This is a genomic window from Enterobacter sp. SA187 (assembly GCF_001888805.2).
GTDB lineage: Bacteria > Pseudomonadota > Gammaproteobacteria > Enterobacterales > Enterobacteriaceae > Enterobacter_D.
On sequence record NZ_CP019113.1, the window covers coordinates 3,515,421 to 3,533,813 of the forward strand.

Sequence of the window (18,393 nt, forward strand, 5' to 3'; positions counted from 1 at the left end):
TTAATACACCGCTGGATAGTGTTTTGCCTGGCCCGCACAGTTTTTGGCGACGCTATCCACCACTGGACGCATGCCTGAGGTTCTTCTCGTGCCTGATATGAAGCTTTTTGCTGGTAACGCCACCCCGGAACTAGCACAACGTATTGCCAACCGCCTGTACACTTCCCTCGGCGACGCCGCTGTAGGTCGCTTTAGCGACGGCGAAGTCAGCGTACAAATTAATGAAAATGTACGCGGTGGTGATATTTTCATCATCCAGTCCACTTGTGCTCCCACCAATGACAACCTCATGGAGTTGGTTGTTATGGTTGATGCGCTGCGTCGTGCTTCTGCAGGTCGTATCACCGCTGTTATTCCTTACTTTGGCTATGCCCGTCAGGATCGCCGCGTGCGTTCCGCGCGTGTGCCTATTACCGCAAAAGTTGTCGCCGATTTCCTCTCCAGCGTGGGCGTTGACCGCGTACTGACCGTTGACCTGCATGCTGAACAGATCCAGGGCTTCTTTGATGTGCCGGTTGATAACGTGTTCGGCAGCCCGATCCTGCTGGAAGACATGCTGCAACTGAATCTGGATAACCCAATTGTGGTTTCTCCGGACATCGGCGGCGTGGTGCGTGCCCGTGCTATCGCCAAACTGCTTAACGATACCGATATGGCTATCATCGACAAACGTCGCCCGCGCGCGAACGTCTCCCAGGTGATGCACATTATTGGTGACGTGGCCGGTCGTGACTGCGTGCTGGTTGACGATATGATCGATACCGGCGGTACCCTGTGTAAGGCGGCTGAAGCCCTGAAAGAACGTGGCGCCAAGCGTGTATTCGCCTACGCGACTCACCCGATCTTCTCCGGCAATGCGGCTAACAATCTGCGTCATTCCGTCATCGACGAAGTAGTGGTTTGCGACACCATTCCGCTGACTGACGAAATCAAATCTCTGCCGAACGTCCGTACCCTGACCCTGTCAGGCATGCTGGCGGAAGCGATTCGTCGTATCAGCAACGAAGAATCCATCTCTGCGATGTTCGAGCACTAATCGGACACAGCGTAAAAACCCGCCGCGGCGGGTTTTTTTGTCTGTGATTTTTATTTGTATGATTAATGCTTTCCATTTTAATTATTCATGAAATAAATGGATTGCGCCTGAATGAAATGAAAACAGTGAAAAAATTGACGTCTTTTGATGCTCTTCCTTTTCGCGCCCTTATCGACGCCTGCTGGAAAGAAAAATACTCTCTGTCGCGCTTTACCCGCGATCTGATTGCCGGGATCACCGTCGGCATTATTGCCATCCCGCTGGCGATGGCGCTGGCGATTGGCAGCGGCGTGGCCCCGCAGTATGGTCTGTACACGTCGGCGGTTGCCGGGATTGTCATTGCGCTGACCGGCGGTTCGCGCTTCAGCGTCTCCGGTCCTACTGCCGCTTTTGTGGTGATCCTTTATCCGGTATCTCAACAGTTCGGGCTGGCGGGGCTGCTGGTCGCCACCCTGATGTCCGGCGTATTCCTGATCCTGTTTGGCCTCGCCCGTTTTGGTCGCCTGATTGAGTATATTCCGCTGTCGGTCACACTTGGCTTTACCTCCGGGATCGGCATCACCATCGGCACCATGCAGATCAAAGATTTTCTCGGTTTGCATCTCACACAGGTGCCTGAACACTATCTGCAAAAAGTAGGCGCGCTGGCAGGCGCGCTGCCGACACTCAATCCGGGGGATGCCGCCATCGGCGTGGTGACCCTTGGCACGCTGATTTTCTGGCCCCGGCTTGGGATCCGCCTGCCCGGCCATCTGCCCGCGCTGCTGGCAGGTTGCGCCGTGATGGTGGTGGTTAACCTCGCGGGCGGCCATGTGGCGACCATCGGCTCGCAGTTCCATTATGTGCTGGCAGACGGCACCCGCGGCAACGGTATTCCGCAACTGCTGCCGCAGCTGGTGCTGCCCTGGGATATGCCGGGATCGCACTTTACCCTGAGCTGGGCCTCCCTGCGCGCCCTGCTTCCTGCCGCTTTTTCTATGGCGATGCTTGGCGCCATTGAGTCTCTGCTTTGCGCGGTCGTGCTCGACGGCATGACCGGCACGCGGCATAAAGCCAACGGCGAACTCATTGGCCAGGGGCTGGGAAACCTGGTGGCGCCTTTCTTTGGCGGCATTACCGCCACCGCCGCCATCGCCCGTTCGGCGGCCAACGTGCGCGCCGGAGCAACCTCTCCTGTTTCCTCTGTCATCCACGCTTTGCTGGTGATCCTCGCGCTGCTGATCTTAGCCCCGCTGCTCTCCTGGCTGCCGCTGTCGGCGATGGCCGCGCTGCTGTTGATGGTGGCATGGAATATGAGCGAAGCGCATAAAGTGGTGAACCTGCTGCGCACCGGCCCGCAAGACGACATCATTGTCATGCTGCTGTGCATGTCGCTGACGGTGCTGTTCGATATGGTGATCGCCATCAGCGTCGGCATCGTTCTCGCCTCGCTGCTGTTTATGCGCCGTATTGCGCGCATGACGCGGCTGGCAACGGTAAATGTCGAAGTGCCGGAAGATGTACTGGTGCTGCGGGTGATCGGACCGTTATTTTTCGCGGCGGCAGACAGCCTGTTTACCGATCTGGCGACGCGCTGCGTGGGCAAACGCATAGTGGTGCTGAAATGTGATGCGGTGCCGGTGCTGGACGCGGGCGGGCTGGATGCGTTTAAGCGCTTGGTGGAACGTCTGCCGGAAGGGTGTGAACTGCGGGTGAGTAATCTGGAGTTCCAGCCGCTGCGCACTATGGCGCGAGCGGGTATTAAGCCGATTGAAGGGCGTCTGTCATTCTATCCGGATAAAACTGCGGCGCTGGCCGATCTGTGACGCTATGGCCCGGCGGCGCAAGCTTGCCGGGCCTGAAGGCCAGAACCAATGTTATCAGCTGTGGCGATGATTCTGGTCGCGGCGGCAGCGTTTATCGTAGTGACGCACCCACCAGTACTTATCGCATACCTGTTCATGCCCGCCGACGCGCGCCCCCGCCAGCCACAGGATCGCACCGACGAAGATGCTTAAAATAGCGCCATGGGCGAAGTATTGCGGCAGGTCAAACTGCGGAAGCTGGTTCAGTATGGAGTAGCCCACGCCAACCACCATCACTACCAGCCCTAACCCCATTAATACGTTACCGAGCAACGACGCGTTTTTGCGTTTCATCTGTCACCTCCGGGATGCCGGGTTGCAGGGAAAAGTCCCTGTTCCTTGTGTGTAAAGTATAGGCAACACCCCGCAGAACGGTTGCGGCGACGATCACAGTTATTAACATCAGATAAACACAACTTTACATATAAACCGCTGAACTGCTTGATTTTCTAATAGTTCACACTCTGAATTATTGGGATTTCCTGATAACCGCAGCAGAACTTTGTCAACCGGCCCCGCACCACGTAAACTACGCCCCAAAATGTGATCCCTTCAGGAACGAAGACGTGACGATTAAACTCATTGTCGGCCTGGCCAATCCAGGCGCTGAGTATGCTGCCACCCGCCACAATGCGGGTGCATGGTATGTTGATTTACTGGCCGAACGCTTTCGCGCGCCACTGCGTGAAGAGCCGAAATTCTTCGGTTTCACCTCGCGCATTAACGTTGCCGGCGCCGATGTGCGCCTGCTGGTGCCCACCACCTTTATGAATCTCAGCGGTAAAGCGGTGGCGGCGATGGCTACCTTCTATCGCATCAATCCGGATGAGATCCTGGTGGCGCATGATGAGCTGGATCTGCCGCCGGGCGTGGCAAAATTCAAACTGGGCGGCGGGCATGGCGGGCATAACGGCCTGAAAGACATTATCAGCAAGCTGGGCAATAACCCCAATTTTCATCGCTTACGGGTGGGAATTGGTCATCCGGGCGATAAAAACAAAGTTGTCGGCTTCGTGCTGGGCAAACCGCCTGTCTCCGAACAGAAGCTGATCGACGATGCGGTAGACGAAGCGGCGCGCTGTACCGAAATCTGGCTTACGGATGGGTTAACCAAAGCGACCAACCGGCTGCATACTTTTAAGGCCCAGTAAGCGCGGTGCATGGCTTTTTTGCCCCGCACGATGATGGTTACGTGTATAATAGGCAGAGTTATTAACTTTTCTACAATCTGTTATCTCTAACGGGTTGAATATCAAGACATTAAGGTGATTTAAACCATGGGATTCAAATGCGGTATCGTCGGCTTGCCGAACGTCGGTAAATCTACCCTGTTCAATGCGCTCACCAAAGCGGGCATCGAAGCGGCGAACTTCCCGTTCTGTACCATTGAGCCGAATACCGGCGTTGTGCCGATGCCTGACCCGCGTCTGGATCAGCTGGCTGAAATCGTCAAGCCGCAGCGCATTCTGCCGACCACCATGGAATTCGTGGACATCGCAGGCCTGGTCAAAGGCGCTTCCAAAGGTGAAGGCCTGGGCAACCAGTTCCTGACCAACATCCGTGAAACCGAAGCTATTGGTCACGTGGTGCGTTGCTTCGAAAACGACAACATTATCCACGTGAATAATAAAGTCGATCCGGCTGAGGATATCGACGTCATCAACACCGAGCTGGCGCTGTCCGATCTGGATACCTGCGAACGTGCCCTGCACCGCGTGCAGAAAAAAGCCAAAGGCGGCGATAAAGACGCGAAGGCTGAACAGGCGGCGCTGGAAAAATGTCTGCCTCACCTTGCTGAAGCGGGCATGCTGCGTTCCCTGAACCTGACCGACGAAGACAAAGCCGCGATCCGCTACCTGAGCTTCCTGACGCTGAAACCGACCATGTACATCGCCAACGTTAACGAAGACGGTTTTGAAAATAACCCGTACCTCGATAAAGTGCGCGAAATCGCCGCCAAAGAAGGTTCAGTGGTGGTTGCCGTTTGTGCGGCGGTTGAAGCGGATATCGCTGAGCTGGACGATGCCGATCGCGCTGAATTTATGGCGGAAATGGGTCTGGAAGAGCCGGGCCTGAACCGTGTGATCCGTGCCGGTTACGAACTGCTGAACCTGCAAACTTACTTCACCGCTGGCGTGAAAGAAGTGCGTGCCTGGACCATCCCGGTTGGCGCCACTGCCCCGCAGGCTGCCGGTAAGATCCATACCGATTTCGAAAAAGGCTTTATCCGCGCCCAGACTATCGCGTTTGAAGACTTCATCGCCTACAAAGGCGAACAGGGCGCGAAAGAAGCCGGTAAGATGCGTGCGGAAGGCAAAGACTACATCGTGAAAGATGGCGACGTGATGAACTTCCTGTTCAACGTCTGACGATCGCGTTATACCTGCTCAAATCCACGCTCCGGCGTGGATTTTTTTTGCCCGCGCTTCAGGGTGCGTTCCGTGCCAGTAAGGTGATAATAAACACGCCACCGATACCCGCCGTGATAATGCCAATCGGCAACTCCTGCGGCGCCAGCATTGTCCGGCTGACAATATCCCCGCCGCACAGCAGGATCGCCCCCCAGATGCCGCATAACGGCAGCAAGCGCAGATGCTTTACCCCCGCGAAATGCCGGCACAGGTGCGGCACCATTAATCCCACGAAGCCAATTACGCCGGTTAATGCCACCAGCAGTGAGGTCGCCAGTGCACAGCAGAGAAATATCTCGATGCGCAGGCGGCTGACGTTAATACCCAGCGAGAGCGCGGTCTGTTCTCCGGCCAGTACGCCATCCAGGGCGCGCCAGCGGAACAGGACAAAAATAACGATCACCAGCAGGCTGAGCAGCGCGAAGGGAAGATTACTCCAGGTGGCTAACCCCAGCCCGCCCAGTGACCAGAACAGCACGGAACTGGCTGCCCGCTGATCGCCGGAAAAAATCAAATAGCTGGTGAGCGCGCCAAATAAAAACGAGATGGCCAGCCCGCAAAGCACCAGATGCTCAGCGCCGCGTTGTTTTTTAAAATGAAACAGGAGCAGTACCGCGATTGCCGAACAAAGCCCCCCGGCAAACGCCGCGACGGGCAGCGTCAGGGCCCCCAGCCGATCGCCAAAACGGGTGATCACCAGAACCGCCCCGGCCGACGCGCCGGATGAGAGGCCAAACAGGAAGGGATCCGCCAGGTCATTACGCGTGGTGGTCTGCAATAGCGCCCCGACCATCGCCAGCCCCGCCCCGGTCAGTGCCGCAAGGAGTGTCCTGGGTAAGCGCAAATCCGTGACGATAGTGGTGACCATAGCTGTTACCGGTACATCCACCACCTTAAGCGCCCCCAGCACCTGTAACAGCGTGAGAGGAACCGCGCCGCGGGTAATACTGAACAGCATTAAGCCGATCAACACCGCCAGCGCGCCCCACATCGCCCAGTGATAGCGGTAGGCCATACGCATTAATTTGCCGCCGTCGGGTACATCGCCCGCGCCAGCTTTTCCACCGCCTCAACGTTAGCCGGTCCCGGCGTCAGTTCGGCATACTGAAGTTTAAGGTAGCGCTGATGCTGAACCGCGGGGGTTTGTTTCATTAGCGGATGATTCTCCAGAAAATGACGCAGCGCGTCCGCGCCGCTGCCCGCCTGGTAATCCAGCAAAATGATAAAGTCCGGTGCCGTCGCCGCGACGCTTTCCCATGAGGTCGTGCCCCAGCTGGTCTCCAGCGCGTCCAGCGCATTTTTACCGCCAGCCGCCTCAATGATCGCTTCAGGCATGGCGTATTTGCCGCTGGTAAAGGGCTTATCCTCGCCTGAATCATAAACAAAGACCTTTAAAGGTCGGGTTCCCGCGGCCCGCTCTGGTAAGGCATTGAGTCTTTTTTTCCAGCCGCTGACCAGCGCCTGCGCCTCTTCGCGCTTACCAAAAATCTTACCCAGCGTGAGGACGTCGTTATACAACAGATCCATAGTGGCTTTATTTTTGTGTGCAGTGGTGAATACGCAGCTTTCACTGAGAACAAAGGTCCTGATGCCGTATCTGGCTAAGGTATCCGGCGTCACTTCACCGCCGGGCTTCATGCCATAGTTCCAGCCGGCAAAAAAGAAATCAGGTTCCGCGGCCAGTAAGACCTCAAGCCCGGGATACTTTGGCGCCAGTTCCGGGATCGTCCCCATCGCCTGTTTAAATTGCGGCGTCATCTTGTACCAGCCGCTGATCCCCGTCAGCCCGACAATGCGATCCTGCAGATGCAGCGCAAAGGCCATTTCCGCCATATTCAGATCGTTGATAATCGCTCTTTTCGGCGGGCCGGTGAAGGTCACCGGCGTTCCGCAACTCTCAATGGTCACCGGAAAATCTGCCGCGCTGGCTGCAGAAACAGACAGCACGGCCAGCAGGGTGATAAGCATTTTTTTCATGACTGACTCTCAGAATTCATTTACGCACAATGCGGCACTTCAAAAATACGCAACGCCCTTCCTGTCTCAGGGTGCGGTACGGTAAAGCTGGTTAATCCAAAGACGGGATACAGGTGTTCTGAAATCAGAACTTTATCCGGGGTGTCGCAGATTGTGGAACGCCCCTGTGACAGGAGAAGCACCCGATCGGCAAAGGATCCCGTAAGGGTCAGATCGTGCAAAACCGCCACCACCGCCATCCCCTTACTTTTCACCAGCGACAGTAATTCCTCGCGCCCGGGGGGATCGAGATGGTTGGTCGGTTCATCCAGCAGGATCAGATCAGGCGTCTGCGCCAGTACACGTGCCAGCGCCGCCCGCTGCCTTTCGCCGCCAGAAAGGGCAAACAGCGATCGCCTGCGCAGGTGCTGCAATCCGCTTTCTTTAATGGCGCTGGCGATAATCGCGTCATCTTCATGGCGCGGCACACGTCCGGCATGAGGAATACGCCCCAGCGCCACATAGTCTTCCAGGGAAAGCCGTAAATCAGGCGTATCATTTTGCGCCAGTACAGCTACCTGTCTGGCCCGCTGTTGAGGAGATAGACAGGATAAAGACCGGCCCCGCAGACGAATGTCGCCGTGAAGGGACGTCAGTTCCTGACTGATGGCCCGTAATAATGACGATTTCCCACTGCCGTTAGGCCCGATAATGGCCAGGCATTCCCCGGTATTAACCGTAAAACGGATGTCTGAAAGTAACCTTCCGCCCCCCGGTCGCCCGGAAGACCGGATATCGACACTCAGAACGCAATCCTGTGCATCCGCATGGCCTGTTTGCGGGATAGCGCTGTTGTTTTTCACGATGCTGTTTACTGATCAAGAAACACATGCAATATGTTATAACATAACATTAAGCAGAAAATCCATTTTCTCTGCTGCTGCGATTTATGCCCCCCGCCCAAGACATAAAGATCAAACGAGGGTTTTCTTTTCAGACTATCCCCTGCCATACCCGCCTTACCCTCTTCCTGATTTATGCCAGGCTTGTACTACCTTCTGTTTTACTGGCACCGCTAACCATCCGGGGAACGCATGACACAGACATCTTCTCTTTCTGACCATGACATTGCACTCATCGATCGCTACTGGCGAGCCGCGAATTATCTCTCCGTCGGGCAAATTTATCTGATGGATAACCCCTTACTGCGCGAGCCGCTTAAACCGGAACATATCAAACCGCGCCTGCTGGGGCACTGGGGTACCACGCCCGGCCTGAATTTTATTTATGCTCACCTCAACCGCGCCATCCGCGAGCGCGATCTGAATATGATCTATATCTGCGGCCCCGGGCATGGCGGGCCGGGCATGGTGGCGAACACCTGGCTTGAAGGCAGCTACAGCGAAATTTATCCGGACGTCAGCCAGGACGCCGCAGGGATGCAGAAGCTGTTTAAACAGTTTTCCTTCCCGGGCGGTATTCCAAGCCACGCTGCCCCGGAAACGCCAGGGTCGATTAACGAAGGAGGCGAGCTGGGCTACTCGCTGTCGCATGCTTTTGGCGCGGTGTTTGACAACCCTTCCTTGATCGCTGCCTGCGTCATTGGCGATGGCGAAGCGGAAACCGGCCCGCTGGCGTCCAGCTGGTTTGGCAATAAATTTATCAATGCGGCGCGCGACGGCGCGGTACTGCCGATCCTGCACCTGAATGGCTATAAAATTGCCAATCCGACGATCCTCGGTCGCGCCAGCGATGAGAATTTGCAGGATCTTTTCCGGGGTTATGGTTATGAGCCGCTGCTGGTAAGCGGTCACGAGCCAGAAAAAATGCATCGCCAGATGGCGGAAACCCTCGATAACGCCCTCAATGCTATCCGCGATTATCAGCAGCAGGCGCGAGCGGGTACGGCGTCTTCCACGCTGCCCCGCTGGCCGATGATAATCCTGCGCAGTCCAAAAGGCTGGACGGGTCCACAGAGCGTGGATAATAAAAAGGTGGAAGATTTCTGGCGCGCGCATCAGGTGCCCGTCTCCGCCTGCCGGGAAAACGACGATCATCGTCACATCCTTGAACAGTGGATGCGCAGCTATCAGCCGGACGATCTCTTTGACCAGAAAGGCCTGCTGAAAGAAGAGCTGCGCGCCCTCGCCCCGTCCGGTGAGAAGCGCATGGGGGCATCGCCTTGGGCAAACGGGGGGCTGCTGCGCCGTGAGCTGAACACACCGCCGCTGCGGGAATTTGCCGTTGATGTCGCCTCACCCGGCGAGACGCAAACCGGCACCACCGCCGCGCTGGGGGCTTATCTGGCGGGAATTTTTCAGCAAAACCCGGATAATTTCCGGCTGTTCGGGCCGGATGAAACCGAATCGAACCGGCTGGGCAAAGTTTTCGATGTCACCAGTCGTACCTGGCTGCTGCCGAAAAAAAGCTATGATGAGCAACTGGCGGCGGATGGCCGGGTAATGGAAATCCTGAGCGAGCATCAGTGTCAGGGCTGGCTGGAGGGGTATCTGCTTACCGGCCGCCACGGTCTGTTTAACTGCTATGAAGCCTTTATACATATTGTCGATTCGATGTTTAACCAGCACGCGAAATGGCTGAAAGTCACGCGCAAGCTTCCCTGGCGTAAACCGGTTTCCTCGCTTAACTATCTGCTTTCGTCGCACGTGTGGCGGCAGGATCATAATGGATACAGCCATCAGGATCCGGGATTTATTGATCATGTGGCGAATAAAAAAGCCGATATTGTGCGCATCTATCTGCCGCCTGATGCCAATACCCTGCTCTGCGTCGCCGATCACTGCCTGAAAACCTGGGATCGCATTAACGTGATTGTCGCCGGGAAACAGCCTTCGCCTCAGTGGTTGACGCTGGAGGAAGCAGAAAAACACTGCGCGGCGGGCATGGGGATCTGGCACTGGGCCGGTACCGTACAGGAAGGTGAAAAGCCGGATGTGGTGATTGGTTGTGCGGGGGATGTGCCGACAATGGAGGCGCTGGCGGCGGTGGATCTGCTGCGCGGCTACCTGCCGGAGTTGCGCATTCAGGTGGTGAACGTGGTGGATCTGATGGCATTGCAGACAAAGGATCAGCATCCGCACGGTCTTGACGACGACGCTTTTGAGGCGCTGTTCCCGTCGGATACGCCGGTGATTTTTGCGTTCCACGGTTATCCGGGACTTATCCACCGCCTGGCCTATAAGCGCAAGAACCAGCAGCATTTCCACGTGCATGGATTTATTGAAGAAGGCACCACAACCACGCCGTTTGACATGACGGTGCTCAATGAACTGGACCGCTTCCATCTGGCGCAGGATGCCATTCAGCATATCCCTTCGCTGGAAGGAAAAGCGGATGCCATTCTTGATGCGCTGGCGGAAAAAATTGCCGACCATCACCGTTATGTGCGGGAATACGGCGAGGATCTGCCGGAGGTACAGGGATGGAAATGGCCGTCACAGCAGGATGGCGCAAATATTCCTGAATAAAAAAACGGCTGCATCAGTTACTGATGCAGCCGTTTGTCCTGCGCCTTAAAACCAGCCCGGCCCCTGCGCCAGCTCTTTACGCTCAGGCGGCCGGGTGTCAATCGGACGGGCGGCGAGATGCTTCGCCCACAGATCCGCGACCCACTTCACCCCTTTTTGCGTAAAGCGCGCCTGTGACCAGGTATGCCGGTTCTCACCGGTACCGCCATGCAGAGTAAAATAGCCTGCCTGGATATGATGCAGCGGCGGCGTCAGCGTGCCGTTGGTGCGCATCATAATGTTGCGCTCCAGCAGGAAATTACGAAAATCCACTTCTTTCGCCTTCAGCATTTTGCACAGCTGACGAAAACCCAGCGACTCATTTACCTGCACAAACTCATCGAAAAAGGCCGCCTTAGGGGCAAATAGCTCAAGCTGCTTTTCCGCACGCTGGCACCGCTCATACTGTTCGGCCCAGGCACGCGCCGCCGCAGCCGGATTAGTGAAATCCGGCAGGCTGATGTCTTTTTCACGCTCCTGCCAGCGATCCAGCATCTCTGCGGTATAGGCTGGAGAAATGCGTGCCACCGTCAGCAGCGAGTCCCGTTTATTCAACAAGAACTCTTCGCGCATCTCACCGTCGGATTCGTACTGGTTGCCCGTGACAGGCGATGAGAGACGTTGCGCGGTTTCCAGGCTTTTGACCATACGCTTCACTTCAGTGTGGGCAACGCCCATCAACTTCGCCAGCTCACGGCTGCTCATTGTCACGGCCCGATTCTGCGCCTGGAGAGTATCTACAGAAATCATCATAGGGTTCACCACTCACTTCATTGACACAATAACCACCAAACTGAGGAAATAATAAACAATTGCTGTGTATTTATCCAGTATTATTTTTGTTCACCTGAGATTAATGGCCTCAGGAAAATTTCCTGTCGCCTGTGACAATGGTCACCTTTCTGCCAGGATTAAAATATGTGGATTAATCAATCAGGTAACACATCACAGGAGAAAGAATGTCTATTCGCGGTATCGAACACATTGGCATCACGGTTTCTGATTTAGCCCAGGCAGAACAATTTTTTATCGGCGCGCTGGGGGCTTCTGTACTGTACAGAATGATCCCGCCCGGGGATGACAGTAAACGGGTGGAAGGTGAAAATATGAATCCTCTGAATGGTTTTCCGCCTGAAATGAACGTGATTGGCCTGTCGATGCTGCGCCTGGCAAATGGCAGCAATGTTGAGTTGTTCCAGACTGCGCCTGCGGTCAACGATCGCCCTGCACATCCTGGCCTGCCGGGTATTAATCATTTTTCCGTATACGTCGACGATATTCAGAAAGCGGGCGTACAGATGCGCGCCCACGGGGCTAAGATGTTCGACGGGCCTTCAGACTGCTTTGGTCAGGAAGAAGGCCAGGGAAATCAGACCTGGTTTGGCATGACGCCGTTTGGCGTGTTAATCGAACTGATTTCCCTGCCTGCCGGGGTGAATTGTGACGACGGCACAACGCAGCAGCGCTGGATCCCGGCACCATAAATAAAAAATCCACGCGGCTGCGTGGATTTTTCTTTGTAAGCGATCAGTTGAGTTTAAATACGGCCACGGTTTCTTCCAGAACTTTTGACTGCTCCTGGAGAGAATGCGCGGCCGCAGAAGCCTCTTCCACCAGCGCGGCGTTTTGTTGCGTCACCGTATCCATCTGCGCCACCGCCTGATTGATCTGCTCAATGCCGCGGCTTTGCTCGCCGGTTGACAGGGCAATTTCAGACATCAGCTCGGAAACCTGCCTCACCGAGGTAATAATACGCTGCATGCTTGCCCCCGCGCTGGTCACGCGTTCGCTGCCCAGCAGTACCTGCTTACCAGATTGCTCAATAAGCTCTTTGATCTCTTTTGCCGCCACGGATGAGCGCTGCGCCAGGTTACGCACTTCACTCGCCACCACCGCAAAACCACGCCCCTGCTCCCCTGCGCGGGCCGCTTCCACCGCCGCGTTAAGCGCCAGGATATTGGTCTGGAAGGCGATGTCTTCAATGATGCCAATGATGGTGTCGATTTTGCCGGAGCTGGATTCGATTTCCTTCATGGATACCACGGCTTCTTCAACAATGGCGTTGCCTTCCTGCGCGGCGCTGCGCATGTTGCTGGCGAGCGTGTTAGCCTGGAGGGTGTTTTCTGACGTATGTTTCACCGTTGAGGTAAGCTGTTCCATGCTGGCTGCCGTCTGCCCCAGCGACGCGGCCTGTTCCTCAGTACGCGCCGACAGATCGGTATTCCCGGCGGCAATTTCTTCGGCTGCATGGGCCACGCTCTGACTGGAGTGACGCACCTGGGCAATGATCTCCACCAGCGCAAGACGCATCTGATCCAGCGACGACAACATGTCACCAATTTCATCCCGTGCATGGGAAATCACCGGGACATGCAGTTCGCCCGCCGCCATTTTCTGACAGTGCAGACGCGCCCTGTCCAGCGGCGACAACACTCGGCGGCGCAGCAGGACGTAAATGGCAGCGATGATCAGCGTAAATACCAGCGCAAAAATACCAATCGTCAGCATGCTGTTCATAAAGCGATTCTGTGCTTCATTATTCAGACGCTGAGCGTATTTTTCGCGGAACGCCAGCAGGTTATCCAGCGTAATTTCAAACTGACGATCGAGCTGCGGAATAGAGGTGCTGACCAGCTGATTAAAGCGAGCGCTATCGTTGCGGCTTGCGGCGTCCATCAGCGGGCGCAGTCCCTCATCAACATAGGTCTGCCAGGCGAGACGGTAAGGCGCGGCGAATTCTTCTTCGCCAGCCACGCGCGGCGCGGCCTGATAGTTATTAAACGCCGCTGTCGCTTTTTGCATTGTCTCATTCGCGCTGGTCAGCGACGCCTGCGCTTTCTGGTTATCGCCCAGGGACGCGTTAATCATCGCCTCCATTAAACGCACCCGCAGCGTGCGGCTGTGGTTAATAGGATCGATAACGGAAAGGACGACACGAATTTCCTTGTTCACATTATCAAGCGACTGATTACTACGGGTGAGTGACCAGAGACTGGAGGCCGCGCTGGCGAGAAAAATACAGAGTAAAAAAGTGAAAACGAGTACTGAAAAACGCCTTACTGACATGATATACCCTTGCATAATAGTGCTATGTAAAAACTAACGCCTCAGAATGAAGAGCGTCATCAGCAGTTATCGGCAAATGGTATGGTTAACTTAGTAAAAATAAGGAGATTTACAGACCAGTCCGCCCTGACCGGCCTGCGTCTTTTACCCCGGACTTAGCTGCGATGAGTATTGACTACCTGACCAATACCCTTACCTTCCAGCGTTTCCTGCGGATCGGCAAAGAAATCAATATTAAAGTACGTATCGTCGGTCAGCAGTTCGACGTGATGCCAGTATTCCGGTGGGCTGATGCCAAAATGCCCGGCCTCGATAACCACTTCGATTTCCGGCGTGGCGTCATGTTCGCTGGCGAAGCCATAGTACTTCACCGCGCCCTGCATCACGGATAACCGGCCATAAACGCCTTTTTTGGTGTTATGGTGCGTTAACAGCGCCTGCGGCACCGTCTCTTTAGTCCAGAACGGGGTGGAACGGGTGTGACGAAAATGAACGGGAATTTGTAAAGCCATAACGGGAACCTCCGATTTTAGTCGTGTTACCAGCCACAAACATTAGTCTCTTCATCTGACTCGTAGCCACGAACGATATTAATCAGGTCTTTAACGGCATCAGCAACAACAAGGGGATCCCTGAGTTCGTCAATGCTGTCAAAATCTTTATCCACGGATACGCCATTATTATTATTGGTAACAGTCAGCACAAAATCCTTATCGTTTTCTTTGCTATCAGATAATCCTGCAACCAATTCTGTTACCGCCTGCACGGCAATATCCGGAACATATAACGCCATCGGTTTGAGATAGATTTTTTCCTGAATCTCTTTACTGCGGCGATTTTCCACTGCTAAAGAATAGCCTTTATTATCAGGTGCCATCATACTTTCCTTAACTTTCAATCAAAATTTGCGGATCGACGTAAAAATCCACGCAGAACAGGGTGTCATCGGTTAGCGCTTCGATGTTATGCCATTTCTCGGGCGGAAATACCCCAAACTCACCGGCGTTAATTGTTAACGTCTCAATGGGTTGCGGGCTGGTTTCATCGGCGTAACCGTAATAACGAATAATGCCGCGCATCACGCTCAGACGGGGATAGACGCCCTGTCGCGTTCCGGCATCCAGATGCCGACGCCAGATAGAAGAAGGTGCGGTCTCTTTAGTCCAGAAAGGCGTACTGCGGGTGTGAATATAATTAGCGGGTATAACGATACGTTGCATGTTTCAACCTCGTTCATTTCGTTAAGCGCGGCTTAACGGGAGGGGAAAACCTTATGTTGCATATCATATACCTGTTTTATAATTTGTGGACTACTTTTTAGAAATAATTTTCCGCTCTTAATGTTAAATATTTACAGCGTTTATTAACACGTGCTGTCATTTGTCCTGCCGCTGAGCATAAATGGATAATTAATATAAAATGCTGCTATATACCCCTTATTAACTATTGCAATAAGGCAAGCCAGTAACTTGAGTAGAAAAATATTACTCCTTAATAATTACGCGCAAAAAACTTGATGAATTCCTAAAAGTAAGGTGAAGGGTCAGGAGGTAACAAATTTCTGGTGGGGGGAAGGTAAACTGCCGGTGGGTGCTTGAGGCTTTCTGGCTTTGAGCATTTGCAAGGTTCAGAAAGACGAAAGCCCCAGGCGATGTTAATCAACCTGAGGCCAACGTATGAACCTAGACAATTCAGATGTTAGTCTCTTCTTCGCACGGAGGCAAGACATGCTGACAAAGTACGCCCTGGTGGCGATCATTGTGCTGTGTTTGACAGCGCTGGGATTCACGCTGATGGTGCGCGATTCACTCTGTGAACTGAGCATCAAAGAGCGTGGTATGGAGTTTAGGGCCGTTCTCGCTTACGAACCGAAGAAGTAGCCTGAACGCGGGGGCTCAGTCCCCGCGTGTCTGGTTGCCGGGTTGAATTCTCAATGCACCCGTTTCTTTTCTGTTACTGCCCCACCTTTATATATTCCTAAAAGCAAATAACGACCTTCAATCGTGATAGCTTTCACAATATCGCCATGTAGGATCGCGGGTGGGTGCTTGAGGCTTTCTGGCTTTGAGCATTTGCAAGGTTCAGAAAGACGAAAGCCCCAGGAGATGTTAATCAACCTGAGGCCAACGTATGAACCTAAGCAATTCAGATGTTAGTCTCTTCTTCGCACGGAGGCAAGACATGCTGACAAAGTACGCCCTGGTGGCGATCATTGTGCTGTGTTTGACAGCGCTGGGATTCACGCTGATGGTGCGCGATTCACTCTGTGAACTGAGCATCAAAGAGCGTGGTATGGAGTTTAAGGCCGTTCTCGCTTACGAACCGAAGAAGTAGCCTGAACGCGGGGGCTCAGTCCCCGCGTGTCTGGTTGCCGGGTTGAATTCTCAATGCACCCGTTTCTTTTCTCTCTTCCAGCCATACCCATATTGACTTATTTTGTTATCAGCGTACTTTTCAGGACATGAAAACTTTTTTGATTATTGTTCCCGATGGCGGCATGTTGTTCGAAGCTGCCGGTATCGCCGATATCCTGATGCAGGCCAACCGCGTGCAGGCAGAGCAGCACGCGCCGCCGCGCTATCAGATCACCATTGCCACCACTCAGCCGCACCAGGTGATCCACGGGCAGTCGGGGTTGAACCTGCTGGCGGATTATCGTCTGCCGCAGCTCGATCCGCGTGAGCTCCGCGACACCATTATGATCACCGGGCGCGGCACAAATGAAGATGAAGGCGTGGCGGTGGTCGACTGGCTACGTCTTGCCGCCCCGCACGCCAGGCGGGTAGTGTCTGTTTGCGGCGGCGCGATGCTACTGGCGCAGGCTGGCCTGCTGAACGGACGACGTGCCACGACACACTGGAAGCTGCTGGAGGAGATGAAATCCCGCTATCCACTGGTGGCAGTGGAAAGCGGCCCACTCTATGTTCAGGACGGCCCTATCTGGACCTCCGGCGGCGTGAGTTCCGGGTTTGATCTGACGCTTGCGCTGGTAGAGGATGATTACGGATTTACCCTCGCCCGTGAAGTGGCCCAGGATCTGGTGATGTATCTGCGTCGCCCTGGCGGGCAGATGCAGTTCAGCCGTTTCCAGCTGCAAAACTGCGATCTTCCCGGCCCGATAGGTGAATTACAACGCTGGATCCTCAATAACCTCTCTGCTGATTTATCCGTTGAAAATCTGGCGGATCGGGTGGCAATGAGCCCGCGCAATTTCACCCGTGTCTTTACCCGCGACGCGGGTGTGTCTCCCGCGCGCTTCGTGGCGGAAGCGCGGCTGGCCGCAGCACGCCACCAGCTGGAGCAGACCCGCGACACCCTGGAGCGGGTCGCCATCAGCACGGGCTTTGGCTCCAGCATCAATCTGCGCCGCATTTTCGAGAAGCAGCTCAAGCTGACGCCCGGCGAATACCGGCAGCGATTTCACAGCCGCAATCTGGCGTAATGTGATCCATTTTTGTCATTTACGCCACTCCTGACCCGGCCTACTCTGAATGCAGAAACCGCATAACAGGAGGCAATCATGGTTAAGATCGGTATTAATGGCTTCGGCAGGATCGGACGCAATATGCTGCGTGCCGCGCTGGGTAGCGACGACATTCAGGTCGTGGCGATCAACGACCTCACCGACAGCAAAACCCTCGCGCATCTGCTGAAATACGACACCCTGCTTGGCACCCTTGCCGCGCCGGTGGAAGCCAGCGAAGGCGAGCTGAAAGTAGACGGAAACTCCATCCGCGTCTTCTCCGAGCGCGATCCGGCGAACATTCCGTGGAGCAGCGTGGGTGTTGAGATAGTGATTGAAGCCACTGGTTTCTTCACCGAGCGTGAAAAAGCCGAAGTGCATATCACCCACGGCGGCGCGAAACGCGTGATCATCTCCGCCCCGGCGAAAAACGACGACCTGACCGTGGTGCTGGGCGTTAACCACGAAAATTACGATCCAGAAAAACACTTTGTGGTCAGCAATGGCAGCTGCACCACCAACGGCCTCGCCCCTGCCGCCCAGGTTTTACATCAGCATTTTGGTATCGAGCACGGGCTGATGAATACCACCCACGCTTACACCAACAGCCAGGCGCTGCACGATCAGCCGGAGAAAGATCTGCGCGGCGCACGAGCAGCGGCAGAGTCGATTGTGCCTTACTCCAGCGGCGCGGCGAAAGCCCTCGGCAAAGTGATCCCTGAACTGGACGGTCGCCTGACCGGGTACTCGCTGCGCGTTCCGGTGCCGGTGGTGTCCATTGTCGATTTGACCGTCACCCTGAAACGCGACGTCACCGTTGAAGAAGTGAACGCCGCCTTCCGCGAGGCTGCCGCATCCGGTCCGCTACAAGGTATTCTGGGTTACAGCGACGAACCGCTGGTATCGAGCGATTACCGTGGCGATCCCCGTTCATCCATTATCGACGGGCTGTCCACGCTGGTGATTGGCGGCAATCTGGTGAAAATTCTCGCCTGGTATGATAACGAATGGGGCTTCTCGAACCGGCTGGTGGATCTGGCGCGGTTGATGGCGAAACGCGGGTTGTGATTGATACGTTAATGCCGGGTGG

The 18,393-nt window shown here is 55.0% G+C and carries 19 protein-coding genes; 10 read left to right on the forward strand and 9 right to left on the reverse strand.

Going from position 1 to position 18,393, the window contains the following annotated elements; translation table 11 throughout:
* The first annotated feature begins 88 nt into the window (after positions 1-88).
* Positions 89-1,036 (forward strand): ribose-phosphate diphosphokinase, encoded by a 948-nt coding sequence (prs, locus tag BMF08_RS16800; RefSeq protein WP_088218684.1) that lies wholly within the window; start codon positions 89-91, stop codon positions 1,034-1,036.
* A gap of 116 nt (positions 1,037-1,152) precedes the next feature.
* Positions 1,153-2,841: a C4-dicarboxylic acid transporter DauA gene (dauA, locus tag BMF08_RS16805; RefSeq protein WP_072569461.1), complete on the forward strand. Its 1,689-nt coding sequence runs from the start codon at positions 1,153-1,155 to the stop codon at positions 2,839-2,841.
* A gap of 54 nt (positions 2,842-2,895) precedes the next feature.
* On the opposite strand, the gene ychH is transcribed toward dauA, so the two are convergent.
* Positions 2,896-3,174 carry a stress-induced protein YchH gene (ychH, locus tag BMF08_RS16810; RefSeq protein WP_072568680.1) on the reverse strand — a complete coding sequence of 93 codons (279 nt, stop codon included), beginning with the start codon at positions 3,172-3,174 and terminating at the stop codon, positions 2,896-2,898.
* Positions 3,175-3,446: 272 nt separating this feature from the next.
* Here ychH and pth point away from each other — a divergent pair, with 272 nt between their 5' ends.
* Both pth and ychF read left to right on the forward strand, forming a co-directional pair.
* The gene (pth, locus tag BMF08_RS16815; protein WP_072568681.1) at positions 3,447-4,031 is read left to right on the forward strand and encodes an aminoacyl-tRNA hydrolase; all 585 of its coding nucleotides are present in this window, start codon (positions 3,447-3,449) and stop codon (positions 4,029-4,031) included.
* Between the two features lie 126 nt (positions 4,032-4,157).
* Entirely contained in the window at positions 4,158-5,249 is a 1,092-nt protein-coding gene (ychF, locus tag BMF08_RS16820) for a redox-regulated ATPase YchF (protein ID WP_072568682.1), read from the forward strand.
* A 58-nt stretch (positions 5,250-5,307) separates the two neighbouring features.
* On the opposite strand, the gene BMF08_RS16825 is transcribed toward ychF, so the two are convergent.
* The 3 genes from BMF08_RS16825 to BMF08_RS16840 are packed head-to-tail and all read right to left on the reverse strand — an operon-like array spanning position 5,308 to position 8,110.
* Positions 5,308-6,312: a FecCD family ABC transporter permease gene (locus BMF08_RS16825; protein WP_072568683.1), complete on the reverse strand. Its 1,005-nt coding sequence runs from the start codon at positions 6,310-6,312 to the stop codon at positions 5,308-5,310.
* Positions 6,312-7,268 (reverse strand): ABC transporter substrate-binding protein, encoded by a 957-nt coding sequence (locus BMF08_RS16830; protein WP_072568684.1) that lies wholly within the window; start codon positions 7,266-7,268, stop codon positions 6,312-6,314. The genes BMF08_RS16825 and BMF08_RS16830 overlap by 1 nt, the downstream gene beginning before the upstream one ends.
* Before the next feature lie 20 nt (positions 7,269-7,288).
* Positions 7,289-8,110: an ABC transporter ATP-binding protein gene (locus tag BMF08_RS16840; protein WP_072568685.1), complete on the reverse strand. Its 822-nt coding sequence runs from the start codon at positions 8,108-8,110 to the stop codon at positions 7,289-7,291.
* Positions 8,111-8,341: 231 nt separating this feature from the next.
* On the opposite strand from BMF08_RS16840, the gene BMF08_RS16845 reads away from it, so the two are divergent.
* The gene (locus tag BMF08_RS16845) at positions 8,342-10,735 is read left to right on the forward strand and encodes a phosphoketolase family protein (protein ID WP_072568686.1); all 2,394 of its coding nucleotides are present in this window, start codon (positions 8,342-8,344) and stop codon (positions 10,733-10,735) included.
* 45 nt (positions 10,736-10,780) lie between these two features.
* On the opposite strand, the gene BMF08_RS16850 is transcribed toward BMF08_RS16845, so the two are convergent.
* A complete protein-coding gene (locus tag BMF08_RS16850) occupies positions 10,781-11,527 on the reverse strand; it encodes a phage antirepressor KilAC domain-containing protein (protein WP_072568687.1) in 747 nt (248 codons plus the stop codon).
* 206 nt (positions 11,528-11,733) lie between these two features.
* On the opposite strand from BMF08_RS16850, the gene BMF08_RS16855 reads away from it, so the two are divergent.
* Positions 11,734-12,258 carry a VOC family protein gene (locus BMF08_RS16855; protein WP_072568688.1) on the forward strand — a complete coding sequence of 175 codons (525 nt, stop codon included), beginning with the start codon at positions 11,734-11,736 and terminating at the stop codon, positions 12,256-12,258.
* Positions 12,259-12,301: 43 nt separating this feature from the next.
* On the opposite strand, the gene BMF08_RS16860 is transcribed toward BMF08_RS16855, so the two are convergent.
* From BMF08_RS16860 to BMF08_RS16875, 4 genes are all read right to left on the reverse strand, one after another.
* On the reverse strand, positions 12,302-13,840 hold the full coding sequence (locus tag BMF08_RS16860; RefSeq protein WP_072568689.1) for a methyl-accepting chemotaxis protein: 1,539 nt from the start codon (positions 13,838-13,840) through the stop codon (positions 12,302-12,304).
* A gap of 155 nt (positions 13,841-13,995) precedes the next feature.
* On the reverse strand, positions 13,996-14,352 hold the full coding sequence (locus BMF08_RS16865; protein WP_072568690.1) for a DUF1971 domain-containing protein: 357 nt from the start codon (positions 14,350-14,352) through the stop codon (positions 13,996-13,998).
* Positions 14,353-14,378: 26 nt separating this feature from the next.
* Positions 14,379-14,717: a DUF1869 domain-containing protein gene (locus tag BMF08_RS16870; RefSeq protein WP_072568691.1), complete on the reverse strand. Its 339-nt coding sequence runs from the start codon at positions 14,715-14,717 to the stop codon at positions 14,379-14,381.
* Positions 14,718-14,727: 10 nt separating this feature from the next.
* Positions 14,728-15,060, reverse strand: coding sequence for a DUF1971 domain-containing protein (locus BMF08_RS16875; RefSeq protein ID WP_072568692.1), 333 nt, complete (start codon positions 15,058-15,060; stop codon positions 14,728-14,730).
* Positions 15,061-15,567: 507 nt separating this feature from the next.
* Here BMF08_RS16875 and BMF08_RS16880 point away from each other — a divergent pair.
* The 4 genes from BMF08_RS16880 to gap all read left to right on the forward strand — a co-directional run bounded on the left by BMF08_RS16880 (position 15,568) and on the right by gap (position 18,371).
* On the forward strand, positions 15,568-15,720 hold the full coding sequence (locus BMF08_RS16880) for a Hok/Gef family protein (RefSeq protein WP_072569462.1): 153 nt from the start codon (positions 15,568-15,570) through the stop codon (positions 15,718-15,720).
* Positions 15,721-16,021: 301 nt separating this feature from the next.
* Complete coding sequence (locus BMF08_RS16885; protein WP_072569463.1) at positions 16,022-16,174, forward strand: Hok/Gef family protein; 153 nt, start codon at positions 16,022-16,024, stop codon at positions 16,172-16,174.
* Between the two features lie 127 nt (positions 16,175-16,301).
* Positions 16,302-17,282, forward strand: a complete 981-nt coding sequence (locus BMF08_RS16890) for a GlxA family transcriptional regulator (RefSeq protein ID WP_072568693.1) — start codon at positions 16,302-16,304, stop codon at positions 17,280-17,282.
* 78 nt (positions 17,283-17,360) lie between these two features.
* Positions 17,361-18,371 carry a type I glyceraldehyde-3-phosphate dehydrogenase gene (gene gap, locus BMF08_RS16895; protein WP_072568694.1) on the forward strand — a complete coding sequence of 337 codons (1,011 nt, stop codon included), beginning with the start codon at positions 17,361-17,363 and terminating at the stop codon, positions 18,369-18,371.
* Positions 18,372-18,393 lie beyond the last annotated feature (22 nt).

Coding starts and splice junctions, on each gene's coding strand:
- BMF08_RS16890 (WP_072568693.1), top strand. CDS start 16,302: ATGAAAACTTTTTTGATTATTGTTCCCGATGGCGGCATGTTGTTCGAA.
- BMF08_RS16850 (WP_072568687.1), bottom strand. CDS start 11,527: ATGATGATTTCTGTAGATACTCTCCAGGCGCAGAATCGGGCCGTGACA.
- ychH (WP_072568680.1), bottom strand. CDS start 3,174: ATGAAACGCAAAAACGCGTCGTTGCTCGGTAACGTATTAATGGGGTTA.
- ychF (WP_072568682.1), top strand. CDS start 4,158: ATGGGATTCAAATGCGGTATCGTCGGCTTGCCGAACGTCGGTAAATCT.
- BMF08_RS16875 (WP_072568692.1), bottom strand. CDS start 15,060: ATGCAACGTATCGTTATACCCGCTAATTATATTCACACCCGCAGTACG.
- BMF08_RS16865 (WP_072568690.1), bottom strand. CDS start 14,352: ATGGCTTTACAAATTCCCGTTCATTTTCGTCACACCCGTTCCACCCCG.
- BMF08_RS16885 (WP_072569463.1), top strand. CDS start 16,022: ATGCTGACAAAGTACGCCCTGGTGGCGATCATTGTGCTGTGTTTGACA.
- BMF08_RS16855 (WP_072568688.1), top strand. CDS start 11,734: ATGTCTATTCGCGGTATCGAACACATTGGCATCACGGTTTCTGATTTA.
- BMF08_RS16880 (WP_072569462.1), top strand. CDS start 15,568: ATGCTGACAAAGTACGCCCTGGTGGCGATCATTGTGCTGTGTTTGACA.
- BMF08_RS16845 (WP_072568686.1), top strand. CDS start 8,342: ATGACACAGACATCTTCTCTTTCTGACCATGACATTGCACTCATCGAT.
- gap (WP_072568694.1), top strand. CDS start 17,361: ATGGTTAAGATCGGTATTAATGGCTTCGGCAGGATCGGACGCAATATG.
- BMF08_RS16825 (WP_072568683.1), bottom strand. CDS start 6,312: ATGCGTATGGCCTACCGCTATCACTGGGCGATGTGGGGCGCGCTGGCG.
- BMF08_RS16830 (WP_072568684.1), bottom strand. CDS start 7,268: ATGAAAAAAATGCTTATCACCCTGCTGGCCGTGCTGTCTGTTTCTGCA.
- dauA (WP_072569461.1), top strand. CDS start 1,153: ATGAAAACAGTGAAAAAATTGACGTCTTTTGATGCTCTTCCTTTTCGC.
- BMF08_RS16860 (WP_072568689.1), bottom strand. CDS start 13,840: ATGTCAGTAAGGCGTTTTTCAGTACTCGTTTTCACTTTTTTACTCTGT.
- BMF08_RS16870 (WP_072568691.1), bottom strand. CDS start 14,717: ATGGCACCTGATAATAAAGGCTATTCTTTAGCAGTGGAAAATCGCCGC.